This is a genomic window from Bartonella sp. AA89HNZF, from assembly GCF_042196905.1.
Lineage (GTDB): Bacteria > Pseudomonadota > Alphaproteobacteria > Rhizobiales > Rhizobiaceae > Bartonella.
This window is the reverse complement of record NZ_JBHIRD010000001.1, coordinates 161,989-183,660: the sequence shown is the minus strand read 5'-3', so window position 1 is coordinate 183,660 and position 21,672 is coordinate 161,989. Positions and strand designations below refer to the sequence as shown.

Annotated in this window: 10 protein-coding genes; 3 read left to right on the top strand and 7 right to left on the bottom strand. The window is 37.2% G+C overall.

Annotation, left to right across the window (positions count from 1 at the left end; all coding sequences use genetic code 11):
- Position 1: 1 nt before the first annotated feature.
- The 6 genes from accD to gyrB form a co-directional block, all read right to left on the bottom strand.
- Positions 2-922, bottom strand: a complete 921-nt coding sequence (gene accD / locus ACFIN0_RS00605; protein WP_375606123.1) for an acetyl-CoA carboxylase, carboxyltransferase subunit beta — start codon at positions 920-922, stop codon at positions 2-4.
- A 993-nt stretch (positions 923-1,915) separates the two neighbouring features.
- Positions 1,916-2,635: a sulfate transporter family protein gene (locus tag ACFIN0_RS00600; protein ID WP_375701693.1), complete on the bottom strand. Its 720-nt coding sequence runs from the start codon at positions 2,633-2,635 to the stop codon at positions 1,916-1,918.
- 1,876 nt (positions 2,636-4,511) lie between these two features.
- On the bottom strand, positions 4,512-5,933 hold the full coding sequence (coaBC, locus tag ACFIN0_RS00595) for a bifunctional phosphopantothenoylcysteine decarboxylase/phosphopantothenate--cysteine ligase CoaBC (protein ID WP_375701692.1): 1,422 nt from the start codon (positions 5,931-5,933) through the stop codon (positions 4,512-4,514).
- A gap of 69 nt (positions 5,934-6,002) precedes the next feature.
- Positions 6,003-7,589: a 2-polyprenylphenol 6-hydroxylase gene (gene ubiB, locus ACFIN0_RS00590; protein WP_375608982.1), complete on the bottom strand. Its 1,587-nt coding sequence runs from the start codon at positions 7,587-7,589 to the stop codon at positions 6,003-6,005.
- Between the two features lie 2 nt (positions 7,590-7,591).
- On the bottom strand, positions 7,592-8,374 hold the full coding sequence (gene ubiE, locus ACFIN0_RS00585; RefSeq protein ID WP_375701691.1) for a bifunctional demethylmenaquinone methyltransferase/2-methoxy-6-polyprenyl-1,4-benzoquinol methylase UbiE: 783 nt from the start codon (positions 8,372-8,374) through the stop codon (positions 7,592-7,594).
- 118 nt (positions 8,375-8,492) lie between these two features.
- On the bottom strand, positions 8,493-10,925 hold the full coding sequence (gene gyrB, locus ACFIN0_RS00580) for a DNA topoisomerase (ATP-hydrolyzing) subunit B (RefSeq protein ID WP_375701690.1): 2,433 nt from the start codon (positions 10,923-10,925) through the stop codon (positions 8,493-8,495).
- A gap of 906 nt (positions 10,926-11,831) precedes the next feature.
- Between gyrB and ACFIN0_RS00575 the strand changes: the two genes are divergently transcribed.
- Positions 11,832-12,737 (top strand): transporter substrate-binding domain-containing protein, encoded by a 906-nt coding sequence (locus ACFIN0_RS00575; protein ID WP_375701689.1) that lies wholly within the window; start codon positions 11,832-11,834, stop codon positions 12,735-12,737.
- Positions 12,738-12,748: 11 nt separating this feature from the next.
- Here ACFIN0_RS00575 and ACFIN0_RS00570 read toward each other — a convergent pair whose 3' ends face one another.
- Entirely contained in the window at positions 12,749-14,281 is a 1,533-nt protein-coding gene (locus ACFIN0_RS00570) for a YifB family Mg chelatase-like AAA ATPase (protein WP_375701688.1), read from the bottom strand.
- Positions 14,282-14,689: 408 nt separating this feature from the next.
- Between ACFIN0_RS00570 and ACFIN0_RS00565 the strand changes: the two genes are divergently transcribed.
- The gene (locus ACFIN0_RS00565; RefSeq protein WP_375701687.1) at positions 14,690-16,654 is read left to right on the top strand and encodes an autotransporter assembly complex family protein; all 1,965 of its coding nucleotides are present in this window, start codon (positions 14,690-14,692) and stop codon (positions 16,652-16,654) included.
- Positions 16,654-21,312 carry a translocation/assembly module TamB domain-containing protein gene (locus tag ACFIN0_RS00560; RefSeq protein ID WP_375701686.1) on the top strand — a complete coding sequence of 1,553 codons (4,659 nt, stop codon included), beginning with the start codon at positions 16,654-16,656 and terminating at the stop codon, positions 21,310-21,312. The genes ACFIN0_RS00565 and ACFIN0_RS00560 overlap by 1 nt, the downstream gene beginning before the upstream one ends.
- The last annotated feature ends 360 nt before the right edge of the window (positions 21,313-21,672 follow it).

The window sequence follows — 21,672 nt, the reverse complement described above, 5'->3', positions numbered from 1 at the left end:
CTTAAGCTGCTTTTGTCCTAGAAAGCGATGTTTGAGAGTCTGTTGGGGATGGATCGGAAGGGTTAAAAACAGCAGGGCGTTTCATCATCAAGCGTAAAATACGCGCAATTGTTGTTTTCATTTCTAAACGCGATACAACCATATCAATCATACCATGTTCAAGCAGATATTCACTACTTTGAAACCCTTCTGGTAGGGTTTCACGTATCGTTTGTTGAATCACACGTGGACCAGCAAAACCAATCATAGCGCCAGGTTCGGCAATGTGAATATCACCAAGCATGGCGTAAGAAGCAGTAACACCACCGGTGGTTGGATTAGTCAGCACAACAATATAGGGAAGTTTTGCTTCTTTCAACATTTCAATCGCTACTGTTGTACGGGGCATTTGCATCAATGAGAGTGTTCCTTCTTGCATGCGTGCACCACCAGAAGCAGTAAAAAGAACCAAAGGGCATCTTTCGGCAATGGCAGTATCAAAAGCTTTGATAATAGCTTCTCCTGAGGCCATACCGAGTGATCCCCCCATAAAGGCGAAATCTTGAACGGTTGCAATAATTGGCAAACCCTCAATCGTACCGCGTGCACTCAAAATGTTGTCCTCAACACCGAGTTTAGAACGGTACTCTTTTAACCGATCAATATAGCGTTTTTCGTCGCGAAACTTTAAAGGGTCTGTCACAACTTTTGGATTTTCAAGAGCTGTATAAATACCATCATCAAAAAAATGCATGAGACGATTTTTGGCACTGATACGCATATGATAGCCAGAATTAGGAGCCACAAATTGATTGGCTTCCAAATCTTTATGGAAGATCATTTCACCACTGGTAGGATCTTTAATCCATAGATTTTCTGGAATTTCACGGCGTCCCAATATAGAATTAATTTTAGGGCGAACATAATTTGTAATCCAGTTCATCTTTATAACCTTCCTTTAAAATATTATACACCTTTTGCATGATTTGAAAGAATATAGAATTTAAGCAGTCACATTTGCTTTGCCGGCTGACCAAACGAGTCTATTTAATACTTTTATCAGTATACGTATAGCTCTCACTCTACTGTTTTTTAATTTTTCCAATTTTACAACAATCATATGCATGAAGAGTATTTCCTATAACAAACTTCTCAGAAGTTTTAAGAACTGACATGTTTTTATTCTTTGATTTTTGTATTAAAACTCACTCCTTGCGCTCATTAACAAACGCCTTATTTTCTTTTAATGAAAATGAACATCCAGTTAATCATTAATATCAACAATTTTTAAATCAAGAAACCTTATAATATAAGCCACACTCATTCATTAAAGATAATGACTATGATAATGTTATGTTAGCGAAACGCCAACACCAGAGCAATATTTTTTCAGAATGGTCTTTCAAAGTGCACGCTTTTCACATAAAATAGAACGTCAAAAACAAAATATTTTTCTTGTTATGTATTCACGCGTTGCTAGATTTAACAGTCTCAATATTCCCAAAACTCTCTTATGACGGTACCCATGAAGAGTATAATAATCATTTCTCTATGAAGGGTATAAAATACATTATGCTCTCCATTTTTACTGAAATATAAGGTACAAAGCGGCACCATCATACTCTTTTTCAGTTTTCAATGCGACGATAATGTTTGCATTGAGAGGATTCATATAAAGATATTTCACGCCTTTTTGAAAGTACTTTTATCCGCATACCACCTTCATTTATGATACATAAACAAACGATTTCAATTGATCCAATATGAATAGGATTAAAATGAGAAACCCTCATGATATTTAGGTTTTTCACTCATATTGTGGAACAATAAATTATCATTATAAATCAATATATTGCTTTAATAAAAGAGAAAACATAAAATTTTATATTATGCTTTCTTTGGCTGGCAAGTTTTATTAACCTTAAAGTCAAGGAAACTATTTTTGTGTAATGCGTGCCATGGTCTTTTGGGAAAGGATTTTGTGTAAATATGTCATAAAGGCGGCTGCAAAAAGCGGTGTTGCTAAATTAAGAATTGGAATCGAAACAAAAAGCGCTATCAATAATCCTGCACCAAAAACCGTTGTGTAATGAGTATGTAAAAAAGTACGTGCATCTTGCTCTGTTCGAAAACGATAAGCAGCAAACAAGAAATATTCATGACCGAGCAAATAACCATTAATAAGATAAAAAGCAATTAAATTAATACCTGGTATGAAGAATAAAATAAAAGCAATTCCATTACCAAGAAGGCTTAAAATAACAAATTTAAAGGAAATGATAAGAGAACGCTGAAACGGCAAAGCTTGTCCAATAGGCTCATTTGGGTAATCCTCTTTTTCAATGATTTCAGCAGCAGAATCAATGAAAAAACCACCAATCATAGCGGTGATTGGTGCAATCAAAAAAGCTAACAAAAGAGCCAAACCAAGATTAAAAATGATAAGCATGCTAAAACCAATCCATCCCGCCCAACTAGGGAGTCCAGGAAGAAATTGAGCAATCCAGGGCCAAAAGTAAGACACAAAAAATTGGTGCACACATAACCATAAAATGGTGAGAATGAAAAAAGTAACCCCCAATGCTTTCAGTATCATAATACGATATTGCGAGGTCAGAAGACGTTGTAAAGCACGATAAGCAGCAGTAAAAATCATAGATTAATAAACTAAGGAAAGAAGCAAAAAAAACAAGAAATATATTTAAAGTATGTACAGTGTAATTTTTTCTTTCTTTGAATTACAAGATTTTTTTCAAAAACATTATAAAAAACGGATAAGGCTCCTTTATTTAAAATAAAGTTTGAATAAATAGAAATTTTGATTTTTAAAACAAAGAAGAATTTAAAAAGCAGCTGTTGTAGAAGAAGTTTTTATTATTTTTGTACATAGTGTAGATTATTGCGTTTATATGATATATATAAAAAATTAAGGAATAAGAACTTTGGAGAGGAAAGTTATTTACTTCTATTTATTCAGTAGATTTATCTAACTTAGTTTATTTAAGTGCTTAATTGTTTTACACAATTCCTAAAATTCTGTACTTTTCTACTATTTGGCAGCATGCTTTTGCCTCTCGCTTTCAAAAAATATTGAGTTCAATGGAATAGGGGTAACGTAGTAGCTCCGTAGATATTCTAATTTTGGGCAACAGAATGATTAATATGATAGAAGTGGAAAAAATAAGCTTAGGCGATTGACCGTCCGATCCCATGGAAGAGCAGTTTTTTGAGAAGAAGCAAAGAAAGGGAGATGTCACTGATGCTTAAAAATGATGAGATTTTGAATTTTAAAAGCCATAAGTGCAATGAAGTAAGAATTCATTGAAGCACTTTTCATACAAGTGGTGCACTGTATCAAATAATTTTTAGATAATAACACCATTAATTTATGAAGAGAATTGATCATTTTCAACTTGAATAAGAATCCAAAATATAGAAATATTCTTTAATTTCAAAGTCTCTATTCAACATCAAAAAATTATTTACGTGCACATTATAGGCGAGACCAATGTATGGGTACAAAGCTTTCGATAAAAGAATAAAAATGCTTCTCATGAATCGTCACAATGTGAGGATATCATGGATAAAATTCTAGTCTTTGTGGTCTTGGTATGCTGGAGAGAGGAGACAGACATTTAATCTTAAAAACCGATCACTGAGGAAAATAATAAAAGCGTCAGTTTCATAAACTTATAGACAGTGGTACAATGAATTTTGTCTACACTCTTTATGAGCGTCAGTGTGAGGTATGCTTAAAATTGCATTGAGATATTATAATATATTAATTTATACATCATTTTCATAGTGAATAAGAGCTTCAAATAAAGTTGCCATATTTTCTCATGAGCTGTTCTCATCATGAAACAATCAAAATCATTTATTCGTATATCATAAATAGGACCAATATGGGGATAAAAACATTGAAGAGAGAAAATGCTTTTTATAAATTTTATCCAGTGCAAGAGCTTTCTCAAAATTGATGGTAGGCAAAGTGAATGATAGCTTGTTTTTTATAAGCTGGGGAGACAGTAGTACAATAGATCCTACTTTTATGAAGGTTAGGGTGAGATGGGATTTAAAAAAAAACATTTTTCAACGCTTGTCATACCCATTTCGCAACAGCGCTTGTGAATGGTCTATGGGTAAAGCTCTCGTGAATAATATAAAACTTATAGGGCATCACTATACGCTTAATAAAAAGAGTACGTTGGCGCCATCATCCTTAGTGTTGTCCGAGACAAGCTCTTTGTTCTTGAGACGGTCCATTATAAGCGTTTTTAGTCCTTTCTTAAACGTTTTGTATTCATACAGTTATCCTTGTTTACAACGTGTAAGAAAATGATTTTTATTGATTCAACATGAGAGAAATTGGAAATGAGAGAATCTTACGATATCTGGGATTCTAATTTAATATGAACAATGCTAGGTTATCATTATAAATCAAAAATATTATATACTAATTGAGATGGATAGACACCTATTATCATTTCTATTTTATAAGGTGTTTTAATATCAACGCGTTTGAAGAGTTCTTATTTGCAAAGGGGTATATTTTCCTCATGAGGAGTAGATGTTTGGGGGGCAAAAAATGATACAATCACGTTTGCTAATTTTTGCGCTACGTGTTGTTTACTCATATGAGGCCATTGTTCAACTTTTTTTCTACTTACGAGATAAACTTGATTTGTATCAGAACCCATGACACTTGTACCATCTACTTGAAGAGAAATATCATTAGCAAGAATGAAATCAGCTCCTTTTTCAACGCATTTCTTTTGCGCATTAGCAATAATATCGCATGTTTCAGCAGCAAAACCAATGACCAATGAGGGGCGTTTTGGAGCGTGTCCAATCATTGCTAAAATGTCAGGATTTTCAACCATTTGAAGGGATGGTGGTGTTTTATGAGCATCCTTTTTAATTTTGTGTAAAGATTGGGTTTGACTACGCCAGTCACAAACAGCGGCAACAAAGATGGCACCATCAGCAGGCAATGCGGTTTGAACGGCTTTTAACATCTGTTGTGCTGTTTCAACATGAATTGTTTTTACTTCTTGTGGGTCTGCAAGATGAACAGGTCCACAAATAAGTGTTACTTTTGCACCCAAATGTGCAAGAGCGGTTGCAATGGCATGACCTTGTTTACCTGAGGACCGATTAGCAAGATAACGTACTGGATCAATTGGTTCATGGGTAGGGCCAGAGGTAACGATGAAATGGCGGCCAAAGAGAGGTTTTTCATGCACATTCAAAAGATTCTCTATAGCAGCGACAATAGTTAAAGGTTCGCTCATACGTCCATATCCAATCTCGTCACGTTCAGCCATCTTTCCGATTTCTGGTCCGATGATATGAACGCCATCTGCGTGCAATTGTGCAACATTACGAATAGTTGCTGGATGCACCCACATGGCTGGATTCATGGCGGGTGCAATCAAGAGTGGACAGCGTGCTGCTAAAAGGACACAATCAGCCAGATCATCTCCTATGCCATTGGCTATTTTTGCAATGCGGTTGGCTGTAGCAGGAGCTAAAATAATCAGATCAGCATCACGTGCTAATCGGATATGTCCGATATCATGTTCTTCTTCGCGTGAAAATAAATCAGTATATACAGTACCACCGCTTAAAGCTTCAGCGGCTAAAGGCGTAATAAATTTTTGCGCCGCTTTTGTCATCACAACTTTTAAATCTGCTCCACGTTCTTGTAAACGGCGAATCAAATCAAGGGCTTTATAAGATGCAATACTTCCACCAATAATAAGAAGGAGAGATTTTGATTTCAATGATTGCACTTCAACAGCACTGGCATGAGAGGGGAGTGTGGTATGAGTAGGGGGATTGCTTAAAAGGCGGCGGGCTTCTTCTTCCATAGAAATACCATTTTGCGCGGCGCGTATGCGCAAAGCTTCTTTGGTTTCAAGAGACAGGTTACGAATAGTAATACTGGCCATAAAATACCTCCAAGAAATAAAAATGATTTCAATGATTTCATTGTTGATATTTTTAGCATATTAAGGAGATTAGAAAAGATGAAAAAAGTAAAAAGTAAGACAAGCGCAACAAAGTGCAATGATGAAAAGACTATAACGACCATAACGGTTTCTGTGACTTTGTTCCACAGCAAGTTGTTTGAGGGTAGCAGGAGAAAGATTAAAACCTGTTTTTCTCATTTGATTGAAATCTTCTTCTATTCGTTGGAAATTTTGAACCAATTGTGGTGTTTTGCGTGCCAGCGAAAGGAGAGCTTGTGCTCCTTCACTAAAGTCTTTTGCAACGCCTACGGGTCCTAAATTTTTACTAATCCATTCTTTGACAACGGGTTCAGAAGCTTTCCACATATTAAAAGTGGGGTCTAATGTACGGGCAACACCTTCCACGACAACCATTGTTTTTTGCAGCAATAAAAGTTCAGGTCGCGTTTGCATGTCAAATAATTCAGTGACTTCAAATAATAAAGTGAGCAATTTAGCCATGGAAATGCTTTGTGCTGATTGTCCGTGAATTGGTTCGCCAATAGCGCGGTTGGCTTGCGCAAAGCTTTCGATATTATGGTGTGAAGGAACATAGCCGGCCTCAAAATGGGCACGTGCAACTCGATGGTAATCGCGGGTAATAAAGCCGTAAAGAATTTCAGCAAGGAAATGCTTTTCTTTTTTGCCAAGCCTTCCTGTAATGCCTAGATCAACAGCAACAATACATCCTTTTTCATCTACAAATAAATTACCAGGATGCATATCGGCGTGAAAAAAACCATCACGCAGTGTATGACGAAGAAAAGATTGAATAAGCGTAATAGCAAGCGCCTTCAAATCAAAACCTGCTTCTTTGAGTTTGGAAGTTTCGGATATTCTTATACCATCAATCCATTCCATTGTAAGAACATTACGTCCTGTCCGTTCCCAGTCAATACGTGGAACCCGAAAGCCTGTATCATGTTGAATATTTTCAGCCATTTCAGATATAGCTGCTGCTTCTAAGCGTAAATCCATTTCAAGTCGTGTTGTTTGTGCTAAAGTATCCACCACACAAACAGGACGAAGCCTTCGAGAGGCAGGGATATAGCGCTCTTGTAAATGAGCAATGAGATAGAATCCTCTAAGATCTTTAGAAAAACGTGCTCTGATATTGGGACGAATAACTTTTACAGCACATTTTTTCTTATGGCCAGTTTCATCACTATATTCAGCTGGATGAACTTGAGCAATAGACGCGGCGGCAATGGGGGGATAAAAATTTACGAATAAATCATCAATAGAGCGACCAAGAGAACTTTCAATTTGAGCAATAGCGGCAGTGCAAGAAAATGTTTGGACGCGATCTTGTAGCTGTGACAAATCTTCCGCAATATCACGCCCAACAATATCAGGTCTTGTGGCAAGAAATTGACCAAGTTTTATGTAAGAGGGTCCAAGCTTATTAATGGCATATGAAATATTTTCAGATCGTTGTTTCTTTTTTGTTTTGCGTCGTGCTAATGCACTCGCTATACGATGACATAGCGCTGGAAATCCTTGAAGATCATCATGAGGGAGAGCACTTAAAACACCTTCACGTGTTAAAACCCATCCTGCACGCATCAATTGAAAGTAAGGGGAAATTTGCACCATTTTTAAATTTTCCAACCTGAATGCAGCGCTGCAATCGCACCGGTGAGATTGCGGTACGATACCCGCGAAAACCCCGCATGCTTGATCATATGGGCAAAATCATCTTGCTTAGGAAATTTGCGGATAGATTCAACCAAATAACGATAAGCATCGCCATCATTTGCGATAAATTGACCCAGCTTAGGGATAGCATGGAAAGACCAAAGATCATAAATTTTATCCAACAGAGGCATCTCGACATTTGAAAATTCTAAACATAAGAAACGTCCACCGGGCTTTAAGACACGAAAAGCTTCTCTAAGGGCTTGATCAATATGAGGAACATTGCGAATTCCAAAAGCAATCGTGTAAGCGTCAAAGCTTTGATCTTCAAAAGGTAGATGTTCTGCATTGGCTTCAACAAAATCAATTAGAGGGGCAAGACCATTTTTTTGTGCGCGTTTTTTACCAACGCTGAGCATTGAGCCATTAATATCAAGCACTGTAGCATGGGCTTTTTGGCGTGAAGCATTAAGAATACGAAAAGCAATATCACCTGTACCGCCAGCGACATCAAGAACTTTCCAATGAGAAAGTGCTGGTGTGGAAAGCCATGCAATCATGGAGTTTTTCCACACACGATGTAGTCCCAATGATAGGATATCATTCATCTTGTCATAATTTTCAGCGACAGAATGAAACACACCATCCACCATGGATTGTTTTTGTGTTTCATCTACTCTTGTAAAACCAAAAGAGTGCTCCATGCCACCCTTGGTTCCTACACGTTCTGTTTCAATTGCCATGTATATGATCTACCTTATTTTTCTTTTATCGTAAATGAAATAGAGAGGGAATGTTCAACTACGAAAAAACAACGTATAAAACTACGACGTTTACACAGCCAAAAACAGAAGAGTATCTTTAGATATCAAGATTGGCAACGCTTAAGGCATTGTCTTGAATAAAAATACGTCTAGGTTCAACTTCATCACCCATGAGACGAGAAAAGAGTGAATCTGCATCGGTTGCATCATTAATTTTTACTTGTAAAAGAGAACGTGCATTGGGATCAAGCGTTGTTTCCCAAAGTTGTTCAGCATTCATTTCCCCAAGACCTTTATAACGTTGAAGAGTAACACCTTTTTTACCGTTTGTAAAAATGCTCTCTAAAAGGCTCATAGGACCAAAAATACGCTCTGTTTTATCTTTGCGACGTAAAAGAACAGGAGGATGATATATGTCGATAAAATTTTGGGAAATGCGATCAATTTGGCGTGCGTCAGTTGAATTTATAAGTCCCACATCAAGCGTAACAACATCTTTAACACCACGTAAAATACGCTCAAAACATAAGTTTCCATCTGCTGTATATTGTCCACTCCAACCTTGTTCCATATCATCAGCAATCAGATTAAGGCGGTGTGCTACAGTATCTGCTATTTTTTGCGCTTTTTCTTGTGTTGCAAAGACTTCGAGATTAAAAGCACCAACAATTGCTGCTTGCTCAACAATGATGCGGTCATAACGGGTATGAAGACCATTTAAAAGTTGACGTAATATACGAGCATCTTTAGCGAGTTGATATAAATCAGCTCCTGCACGAACTTCTCCCGTTGAAAGCTCAAGCGTTGTTTCTTCTAATCCAGTATCGATCAAGAATTCTTCAAACGCTGCTTCATTTTTAATATATTGGGAAGATTTTCCACGCGACACTTTATAAAGAGGAGGCTGAGCAATATAAAGATGTCCACGTTCAATCAACTCGGGCATTTGTCTAAAAAAGAAAGTGAGCAGCAGCGTACGAATATGGGCTCCATCAACGTCCGCATCTGTCATGATAATAATCTTATGATAACGTAATTTATCGGGTGAAAATTCATCCTTACCGATAGACGTTCCAAGAGCTGTAATAAGTGTTCCAATCATATCAGATGAGAGCATGCGGTCGAAACGTGCTCGTTCAACATTGAGGATTTTACCACGAAGGGGTAAAATTGCTTGATTTTGACGTGAGCGCCCACTTTTTGCTGAACCGCCAGCCGAATCCCCCTCGACAATAAAGATTTCTGATTTTGCAGGATCTCGTTCTTGGCAATCGGCAAGCTTTCCTGGTAGAGAAGTGATATCAAGCGCTCCTTTTCGCCTTGTGAGTTCACGTGCTTTGCGTGCTGCTTCACGTGCTGTTGCAGCTTCTACCACTTTACTAATGAGAAGCTTTGCTTCATTAGGATGTTCTTCCAGCCATATCGAAAGCTCTTCATTGACCAAACTTTCAACAATAGGGCGCACTTCAGAAGAGACTAACTTATCCTTTGTTTGTGAAGAAAATTTTGGATCAGGAACTTTGACAGAAAGAATAGCTGTTAATCCTTCACGGCAGTCATCACCGGTTAAGTTCACTTTTTCTTTTTTAGCAATACCTGAAGATTCAGCATAGCCATTAATTTGGCGTGTAAGGGCACTTCTGAAACCTATCAAATGAGTTCCACCGTCACGCTGAGGGATATTATTGGTAAAACACAAGACCTTCTCATGATAGGAATCATTCCACCATAGGGCAACATCAACGCTCATACCATCCTTTTCACTTGTAATATAAATAGGAGTATCAAGCAGCGCTTTTTTTGATTGATCAATATATTTCACAAACTCTATTAATCCACCTTCATAATGCAATTCAACGGATTTAATATCAGCATGACGCTCGTCAACAAGAAGAATATAAACCCCAGAATTTAGAAAGGCTAATTCCCGTAAACGACGCTCTAAAGTTTCAAAATCAAACTCAACCATAGTAAAGGTTTCAGAGCTTGGTAAAAATCTAATTTCTGTTCCACTTTCTTGATCGCAATCGCCAACAACTTTTAATGGAGCATCAGCTACCCCGTGGGTAAATGATATTTCATGAATTTTACCATTGCGTTTGATTTGCAATTTAAGCCAAACAGAGAGTGCATTCACAACAGAGACGCCAACACCGTGTAATCCACCTGAAACTTTATAAGAGTTTTGATCAAACTTTCCGCCGGCATGAAGCTGTGTCATAATAACTTCAGCTGCAGAAATACCTTCTGTTGGATGGATATCTGTCGGAATTCCACGTCCATTATCACGAACAGAACAAGAACCATCAGCATGGAGTGTGACGTTTACAAGAGTTGCATGACCGGCTAAAGCCTCATCGATAGCATTGTCTACAACTTCATAAACCATATGATGTAACCCCGATCCATCATCAGTGTCACCGATATACATCCCAGGACGTTTGCGTACAGCATCAAGACCTTTGAGAACTTTGATAGAAGCCGCATCATAGTCATGGCTTTGTGCCGGTGAGGTTATTTCATCACTCATAAGTTAGTCCATTCCTGTGTTCAATTTCAATATTTTATCCGCTTTTTTAAAGCTCAATGTTCTGATCAGTTATTTATGGAATAACCACATTAAACATTTACCGTATATCAGATCTAGATTCAATATCTGTCGATATATAATGGAAAGAATGATGAAATGATATGGCACCATTATACATTAAAATACCGTCATTTAGGGTGATAATATAAGACAAGTAAGCACCTCTTTGGTATATTTAAGTATTTTTACAGTGCGTGGTGAATATTCAGGGCAGGGCTTGAAAGCCTTCAGTCTAAGTGAATCACAATGGGAAGACTAAAGAAATTAAAAGCGTAATTTATCGAGAGAAGCCGACTGTTTACAGAACAACGTTGGTACGAATCCTTTTCCTTTAAAATTTGGGGACGAGGTCAATTATGCTTTACGTAAACTTTAAACGTAAATTTTAAAATTATGTGAAGAGTGATATTATTGTTTATTTTTGCATATGCATAATATTTCAAAATTAGTTGTACATCTTTATGTTACACTAACGAGACTTTTACTTTCTTACCTATAAATCAATCTTCAATCTTAATGAAGTTAATATTACGCGTTCTCTAAGTTTTTTAACTTTTTGTATGTTAAATTGAGGTGAGAATATTGTGTATATTTGTTTGTATTATTCCTGTCCATGGAGGTTACATTTCTTATTCAAAATAAAACGCTATTGTGCGGCTTATTCACGCAATTTTTTAAGAAGTATTTTCAATGGTTTCAAAAAAAATATATGAAAACTGTTAAATTTTTTAACAGTTTTAAAAAATAGCAAGAATTTTATTTATTAAACGCCAGATATTTTGGTGAAGTGCGTTAGATAATAATTAAGGAGAGTTGCATTTTAGTTTTGAAAATGGGGGAGAGATTTTGAAAATAAAAAAATCTATATATGTAAAACATCTTCAATTGCGTTTACGGTATCTTTTATTCAATAATCCATACAATATTTTTATTCGTATTTTATTTGTAGCAGGGGGGGTTCTATTTTCCTCTTACGCAGAAGCTGAAAGGCTGCCTTCTTTTTTTGATTCGCATGAATATTTGATACAACCTGATACAACGGATATTGTTCGTTTGCGTTTTGTAACAACTTTTGATTTTCCTCCTTTTAATTTTCTTGATCAAACGGGGCATCTTGCAGGTTATAATATCGATTTATTGCGTGCTATTTGCTCAAAATTAGAATTAGAGAAGTTTTGTGAAGTAGAAGTTGTTCCTTGGAAAGAGCTTGTAGAACATGTTAACAATGGTGGTGCAGAAGTTATTATTGCAGGTTTAAAAGAAACAAATAAAACCCAGCAAGATCTTGTTTTTACAAAGCCATATTTGCGTTTTCCAGCGCGATTTGTTGCTACTCGACGTTTAAATCTCGATGAGCCAATAAGCGATCAATTGGTACATTTAACCAGTGGTGTTTTATCTAAAAGTGTTCACGAAAAGCTCTTTCATCACTATTTTCCTGAAGCCAAAGGACAAGAATTTAAAGGCAGGGCGGAGCTCTATAAAGCGTTACAGGAGCGTAAAATTGATCTTATTTTTGATGATGGATTTGCTTTATCTTTATGGCTAAACGATTCAAAAACCGCGAATTGCTGTCATTTTGTTGGGGGGGCATATATGGCGCCACAGTTATTGGGACAAGGAATGCAGCTTGCTGTTGCAAAAAAGAACGAAAAATTGGTCGATATACTCAATTATGCGCTGAAATCTTTAGAAGAGGATGGTAAACTTACAGAACTTTATTTGCGTTATTTTCCAATAAGTTTTTATTGATGAATAGTTTTTTAGTTAAGGGCTGTTAATCTTTCTGCGCCTAGTCGATAGGAAATAGCTTCTGCGAGATGATAGCGTGAAAGAGTATCTGATCCGTCAAGATCAGCAATTGTGCGTGCAACTTTGAGAATGCGATGATAAGCACGTGCAGAGAGGTGCATTTTTTCACTCACATCTCGTAAGAGTATGGTCGCACTTTTATCAGGAATGGCAATCTGTTCTATAATTTTGGCAGGGCAATCACCATTGGTACGAATATGATCAAACCCCATTGTTGAAAAACGTTTAGCTTGAATGGTACGGCACCGTGCGACGCGTTTGGCAACGTCGCAGCTTTTTTCTGATTGTTCTGGTTGCATAAGGTCCATAGCCGTCAAAGCAGGGACATCAATCCGTAAATCAATTCGGTCAAGCAGAGGACCAGAAATACGGGACTGATAATCGATTTGACAGCGTATCCCTTTAGGGCAAACATGGTCTTTTTCGCCTGCCATACCACAACGGCAAGGATTCATTGCGGCAATAAGTTGGAATCGAGCAGGATAGCTAATATGATGATTAGCGCGGGCGATAACTGACTCCCCACTTTCTAAAGGTTGACGAAGAGAATCAAGAACCTGTGGGGAAAATTCAGGCAATTCATCAAGGAATAACACACCATTATGAGCAAGGGAGACCTCTCCCGGTCGTCCTTTAAGCCCTCCACCAATCATTGCGGCCATGGAAGCAGAATGATGTGGGGAACGAAAGGGGCAATGAAGTGAAATGGTATTATGAACCGTTTCTCCTGTAATAGAAGCAATCAGACAGACATCTAAAAGCTCACGGCTATCAAGAGGTGGCAAAATGGAAGGTAAGCGTTGCGCTAGCATAGATTTTCCAGCACCAGGGGGACCTACAAACAAAAGGTTATGGCGTCCAGCAGCACAAACTTCTAAGGCACGTTTGGCTGTTTTTTGTCCTTTGATTTCGCAAAGATCTGGAAGCTCAGTTTCGATAGTATATTGGCGCGGTTGTGGACGTTTTTGAATTTGGGTTCCTTTGAAATGGTTGACTATAGTGAGCAGAGTCTCTGGGGCAAGAATATTTATTTCTGCATTTGCCCATGCTGCTTCAGGTCCACATTGAAAAGGACAAATCAGTCCTTTATCAAGTGATAAAGCTGTCATGGCGGCTGGTAACACACCATGAACAGCGGTAAGTGAACCATCTAATGATAATTCTCCTAAAATGACATAGTCTTGTGCTACTTCAGGAGGGAGGATTCCCATAGCAAGCATTAAGCCTACGGCAATTGGCAAATCATAATGTGATCCCTCTTTAGGTAAATCAGCTGGTGCAAGATTAATCGTAATTCGTTTAGTAGGCATAGAAAGTCCACAAGCGTGGAGGGCTGCTTGTACACGTTCACGGCTTTCTGCAACTGCCTTATCAGCTAATCCAACAATAGCCATTCCTATTTTACCGGATGAAATCATAACCTGTACATCGACAGGGACTGCTTCTAGACCGCGAAAAGCAACAGTTGTAATACGTGCGATCATTTATTTATTTTCCCCCTTTAGACTTGGTAGAGACAATCATATCTATTTATAAAAATCAAGAAGCATCTCTATAGCTTTTTTTATAGAGAGAACTATATACGTGGGCAGTTTTTTAGCATTCCCATGGAAAGTCATTTGTACAAATTTAACCATGATGATATGGGACGCAATAAAACATTTATAATAAGCTAAATAAATATGTTAAGAAAAAAAGAATGAGGCTGTTCGTGTTATACAACAGTGCAGAATTTTATGAAAATATAAGGGGAGGATAACGTTATGTATCGCAGAGTGTTATTTGATGTGATAAAACGTGTAAAATGTGCAAAGTAATTATATTTACCTTTCTTATTTTTATATTATTTAAAGCGTAGTAGATGCAAAGTGTATTATAAGGTATCTGATTTTATGGTATACCAGACAAGAATTTTGTTAAAATCAGGGACTATGCGCTGTGTATTTATAGGCTTGTGTTTTACTTTTTCTTTTCCACAGCCACTTGCTGCATTTGATTTTTTCGGCATCCCTCTTTTTGGTCAAAAGAAAACAAATTCTTCTTCATATTATGCCAAAAGTACAGAGAAATTTTATAAAGTTGATGTTGTTGCACCGCCAGGTGCACCATTAGAAGGTATAAAAATAGTTAAATCTGTTTCTTCTCTTGTTGCTGATAAAGAGAAAGCATCCGCCAGTTCTTCTGGTTTGCTCGCCAAGGCGCGTTCAGATTATCGAGCAATTCTTTCTGCTCTTTATGCTGATGGACGCTATGGTGGTATTATTAGTATTAAAATTAATGGCTTAGAAGTCGCTGATTTAAGTCCGGTAACTCAACTTCCAGCACGGTCCAATATTGTTATTACAATTAATGCTGGTCCACAATATGTTTTTAGTATTGCAAATATTGATAAAGTAGCTCCGTTTGAAAAACGTAAAGCGCATAAAATGCCCACAATTGAAGAATTGGGCTATAAAGTTGGGGCTATTGCTAAATCTGAAACTATTTTGAAAGCAGAAAAATGGGCGATAGAAGGATGGCGGCAACAAGGTTATGCTAAAGCTAAAATTATGAAGAGTGAGGTCGTGGCTGACCATGCTGCGTTGCGTGTTGAAGGACGGATTGTTGTTGCTCCTGGACAAAAGGCTTATTATGGTCCTTTAAGTGTGCGTAATATAAGTAAGAAACCACGTGTAGATTCAGCTTATATCGCGTGGATGACCGGATTGAAACCAGGGCAGATATACGATTCCGATGCGTTAGCTAAGGGAAATGAACGTCTTGCGCGCCTTGGTGTTTTTCGTGCTATCAATATACGTGAGGCTGATACTATTAATTTAGATGGACGTTTACCGCTTGCACTTGTTGTACAAGAACATAAACCGCGTCGTTTTGGTGTAGGCGGCAGCTATTCAACTTTAGACGGTGCCGGTTTTGAGACTTATTGGATGCATAACAATCTTTTTGGTCATGCAGAGACTCTTAAAATTGAAACAAAAATAACTGGTGTTGGTAGCAATAAAAAGCAATCATATAATTTTAAAAATTTTGATTATCTTTTCGGAGGCACATTTGTAAAGCCCGGTGTACTCACGCCAGATACAGATTTCAGGTCAGAATTAAAAATACAACAAGATGTTTTAGAAAATTATACGACAAAAGCCATCAAAGGAAAATTAGGTATTACGCATATTTTTAATGGTAATCTATCGGGACAGGCTGCTGTAGAAGTTTCAAATGGTTATTCACGTGATGTCTATTTTGGGAGCCGTAATTTTACAACAATCGGTTTCCCTAGCGGCTTGATTTACGATAGTCGTAATAATAAGTTTAATGCAACAAAAGGTTTATATGGTGAAGTTTTCATTGAGCCTTTTTATGAGATGCGTTTTAGCAACTTTGTTGCAAAAGTAACAGCAGAAGGTCGCTCTTATTGGGCGTTGGATGAAGGGGATCGTTTTGTTGTTGCTGCGCGGGCAAAGCTTGGTACAATTCTTGGGAATGATACAGCACAAGTACCCGCAAATACGCTTTTTTTTGCTGGTGGTGGGGGCTCTGTTCGTGGTTATGCTTACCGTAATATTGGTATCAAAACAGAAAATGATGGGGTTGTTGGTGGACGGGCGCTTATTGAGGGGTCAGCAGAATTGCGTGTTTCTTTAAATGATAAAATAGGGTTTGTCAGTTTTCTTGATGGAGGTTTAGTAGGGGAAAAGGCGAAATTTGATTTTTCTCAAAAAATTAAATGGGGAGCCGGTATAGGAGGTCGTTATATGACGGGTCTTGGTCCTTTACGCGTTGATTTAGCCTTTCCTTTAAAGAGAGAGAAGGGTGACCCTCGCATTGGTTTTTATGTGGGTATAGGGCAAGCATTTTAATGAAAAAAGGTGCACGTTTATCAGCTTTCTTCTTTGTATTTTTGTTTTTTGGGGTGGGTTGTTTTGTTTTTGCGCAAAGAGGAGACATTCTTCCCTCTAGCGAAATGAAAACAGATGATCGCTCATGGTTTGTTTCTTTAATTGAACGAAAGCTTTCAGCGCCTAATCGTCAAGTTCGTTTACACAATATGCAAGGGACACTGTCTTCTCAAACATCAATTGATACTATTACTGTCAGTGATAAAAAAGGGGTTTGGCTTAAAATTACCAATGCTAAAATGGATTGGAATCGTCTAGCGTTGCTGAGAGGGCGGATGGATATTAACCAGCTTTCGGCAGAACAGGTTACATTTTTACGCAAACCGCAAGGCAATTCTTCTTTTGTTTCTTCCCTTGAGACAGGTAAGTTCTCTTTACCAAAATTGCCACTTGCTCTTTCTATCAATGCGCTTACAGCTCAACATATAACGTTTGAACAGAATCTTTTTGGTTTTTCTGCTGATATGTCTTTAGAAGGCAATGTCACTTTAGATAGTGGTGATTTTAATGTTGATATAGAGACACATCGTTTAGATGCACCTGGCTCTTTTTCTATTCTAACGAAGATATCTGATAGCAATCGTACAGCCAAAATTGATATTTCTGCTAATGAGCCACAAAATGGCATTTTAACGAATGTTTTCAATATTGAAAAACACCCAGCATTAAATCTCGCCATTAAAGGTGAAGGTACTTTTGATGATTTGGTTGTTAGACTTTCGTTGGAAGCTGATCATTCTTCTGTTTTAGAAGGCAATATTATTTTTGCAAATATTGCAGAAGGACATAGTTTGTCTACGAAACTAGTGGGCAAACTGAACCCTTTAATGCCTTCTCAATATCGTGACATCTTTGAGTCTGATGTAACGTTGAAAGCACAAGCAAGAAGGACAAGAGAAGGTGTGATGCATCTTGATCAGATGGTTATTCAGAACAAAGCAATGAATGTTATAGCCAATGCTGAAATAACCGCCGATGGATTCTTGCGACGGCTTTTTGTTGATGGCAAAATGGCTCTTGATAACGAAAAGGAGTCTGTTCATTTATCTGTATCAGAAGTGCCAAAACCTGCGAATACTCTTGCTTTGAACATTGACTATGGTCGCGAAGGGCAACAATCTTGGAATGGGCGGTTGGTTGTAAGTCATTTAAGCAATAAAAATATTTATATTCGCGATGCAATTTTTGATATGGGAGGAGTAAGCGAAAATCTTGATAATGTAGCTTCTCGTCATGTTGGTGTTCAGGTTAAAGGGACGCTTCAAGGGGTTAAAAAGATTAAGGGAGCGTTAGTAGAAAATTTAAGCCAAGCGGTTCATGTGCATTTAGATACGGATATTGTTTCGAATAAACCAATTTTGATTCATGATCTGAGTGTTACGGCTCAGGGTTTTTCTTCTTGGTTAAAAGGGACAATGGAGAATTTTGTTTTTAAAGGCGATCTCGGTTTAAAAGCTCAAACATTAACTCCTTTGGAAGTGTTCAGTAAACAATCACTTTCTGGTAGTGCAGATATTAAAGCCAAAGGAACGATCAGTTTATTGAGTGGCATTTTTGATCTCCAATTATCAGGAATGGCTGATGATATGAAAATAGGCATGCAGTCTTTTGATCGTTTATTCAAAGGAAATACTAGTCTTTCAGGTGGAGTTGCTCGAAATACAAAGGGCTTCATTTTACGTCATTGGAATTTGAAAAATCAATATACAAACATAAAGGCTAATGGTTATTTTTCAGATGAAAGCGCTAAAATGGACTTATCTGCTCAAATATCTGATTTGTCCAAATTAGACCCAAAGATAAGTGGTGCACTTACAATTCAAAGTACGGCGAGAGGGAGCAATAGCCATATAAAACTAAATACACGTGCTCATGTGGCTGAAGCACTCTTTGTGGGGAAGAAACTTCAAAACACAACGTTTAACATAGAGGCACTTATGGATAATACAGCACCGATTACTTCTTTAACAGGAGTTGTAAAAGGTGAAGGAACTTTTGCTAAGAAACCTTTGCATTTATCGGCCTCTTTTGAAGATTCTCATAAAATTCGAAAACTTGAAAATATCGATATTAGAGGGGGAAATGCAAAAATAACCGGTGGTCTTTCTCAACAACTTGGAGGTTTTTTGAAAGGAGCGCTGCATATTGATGCCGATGATATTTCCGTACTTTCAGCGTTATTTTTGCAGGATGGTAGTGGAAAAGTAAAAGGAGATTTTATTTTTGATGAACAAAATGGCAGACAAAAAACCAATGTGAAGGCGCATGTTAACCATTTGAATTTTTCCAAGAATAAAATAAAAAAATTGACAATAGATGCTGATATATTCGATCCTTTTGGCATGACTCAGTTTGAAGGAGTTCTCAATGCAGAACATATTCAAACACCTTTGGTAATGGTCAATCGTTTAAATGCTCACGCTGATAGGAATAATGGACAAACGGTTTTTACTGTTCAGGCGATGTTGCATGATACTCTCAATGCACGGCTTTCTGGTCGTTTAATGGTTGAGGAACTTCCAGAAAGTATAAAACGAGAAGTGCAAATTGAAACTGTGGGCTTAAAACAACATACTTTTCATGCAACATTGCTGAAGCCATCCATAATTGCTTTTGATAAAGATGGAATGACAATCAATGAATTAGGAATTGCAATAAATGGGGGAAACATCATCTTAGCAGGGAATATTCAAGATACCCTGAATTTACAACTTACAATGAATGCCCTGCCTGCTACTTTAGTCAATTTGTGGAAATCCGATCTTGGAGCAGCAGGGAGTGTAACAGGGCAGGTTATGATTCGTGGTCATTTAAAAAAACCTGATATAAATTACGATATAAAAGGTGAGGGACTGACAACCGTTGCTTTTCAAGATAAAAAAATTATGCCTTTTTCTCTTTCTGCTACGGGAAACACTGTAGATCAAAATCTTACTTTGAATGCAAATTTAACAGGAGAAGGAGTACAAGCACAAGCTCAGGGGCGTGTATCTCTAGAGAAAAATGCGCTTGATCTTCATATTAATTTGCAAAATTTATCTGCACGTTTGGCGAATGGTTTTATTGCAGGACAAGCGCTTGATGGGACAGTGATAGGTAAAGTTGATATTGGTGGAACAATGAAGGATCCATCTGCTCATTTTGAGCTTTCTAGTCAAAATTTAACCGCTATGACGCCTAAAGGACCGATGTCAATCAATATAAATGCTCGTGGTTCTTATAAAAAATCGACATTTCATATTGAAAATATGATAGCTACTGGAGATAAAGGATTAGATCTTTCCATCCATGGGCCTGTATCTCTTAATGGTTCAGAGGCAAAATTAAACGTTAAAGGGATAATGCCTCTTGATTTTGTTAATCTCTTATTAGCTAAGCGTGGTGCACATATAACGGGTACAGCAAGAATTGATACAGCTCTTAATGGGTCATTATCAAAGCCACAATTGATAGGAAATATTTCTGTAGGCGACGGTAGCTTTTTTGATTCACAAACAAATGTAGGATTAAATAATATAACAATTGAAGGCAAATTGAAAGGTGATCATATCCTTATAGAAAAAGCTTCAGCTTCTTCGTTTGAGGGGGGAGGAATTTCTGCTTCAGGTCGTATCTCTAATGGTCTAGAGACAGATTTGATATTTCATCTTGATAATGCCAATTATAATGATGGTTCTATGATTCTGGCAACATTATCAGGTGAGATGACAATGACAGGTCATTTTTTAAATAGTCTTGTTCTTGGTGGTGATATCATCGTTGAAAAAGCTGAAGTTTTTGTTCCTGATCATTTTAAAAGTGCCAAGTTTCTTGATGTTAGAAATAAGAATTTAACTAAATCGATTCAAACAACACTTGAACGTGCTGATGTTAAGAACACGAACAAAAGCAAAAGCCGTATAGTTACACAAGAATCTTCATCTGTCGTGCTATCAAATATGCGTATTACTGCACGCAATCAATTTTTTGTACGCGGAAAAGGCTTAGATGCTGAACTGGGAGGACGCATTAATCTAGCAGGTCCATTGAATGATGTGCATCCAGTTGGTGAATTTAGAATGATTCGTGGACGTTTTGATATCTTGTCGCAACGTCTTAATTTTGATCAAGGACAAGCGAGTTTTAGTGGTAATCTTAATCCTACGGTTTATTTTGTAACCAACAATAACAGTGGTGATATTCGCGTCACTGTAACTGTAAGTGGGACGGTTGATAATCTTGATATCAATTTTTCATCACAACCAAATTTGCCTCAGGATGAGATTTTGGCGCGTTTGATTTTTAAACGCTCTCTTAATGAATTATCACCATTTCAGATTGCTCAACTTGCAGCAGCAGCGGCTGATCTTGCAGGTAGTTCTAATACATCTTTGTTGAATACTTTACGAACTAAAATTGGACTTGATGATCTTGATGTTATCGTTAATGAGAAAGGGAATACAGGCTTACGTATTGGACGCTACATACACAATAATATTTATTTGGGCTTTGAAGCAGGGTCTGATGGAACGACGAAAGGGACAATTAATTTAGATATTTCGCGTCATCTCAAAGCTAAAGGTGCCATAGGAAATGAACAAAATTCTAGTATAGGTCTCTTTTATGAAAGAGATTATTAAAGATTGAATTTTAAAAAAACAATTTCTTCGTTTTTTGTCTCTCATTTCTAAATCTGAGGAAGGAGGCATAGACTAGAAATCCTATAAAAGAAGAAGCTTTTTGTTGAGGCGTGAAGAGATATATCTGAAATATTTGATTTTTGTTATGCTATTCTCTAAAGGGACAAAATCTTCACGAAAGATAGTATGTTATTTTGCTGCTATATATTTATTTTAGAGAAATACCTTACCTTGTTTTCAAGCCCATATCGTGCTGTTGCCTAAAGAATGTAGTGTGTGCAATATATTGATTTATAAAGATAATTTATCGTTATTCAACTTGAATTAGAACTATGCATATCATACGAATTTCTCTCGCGT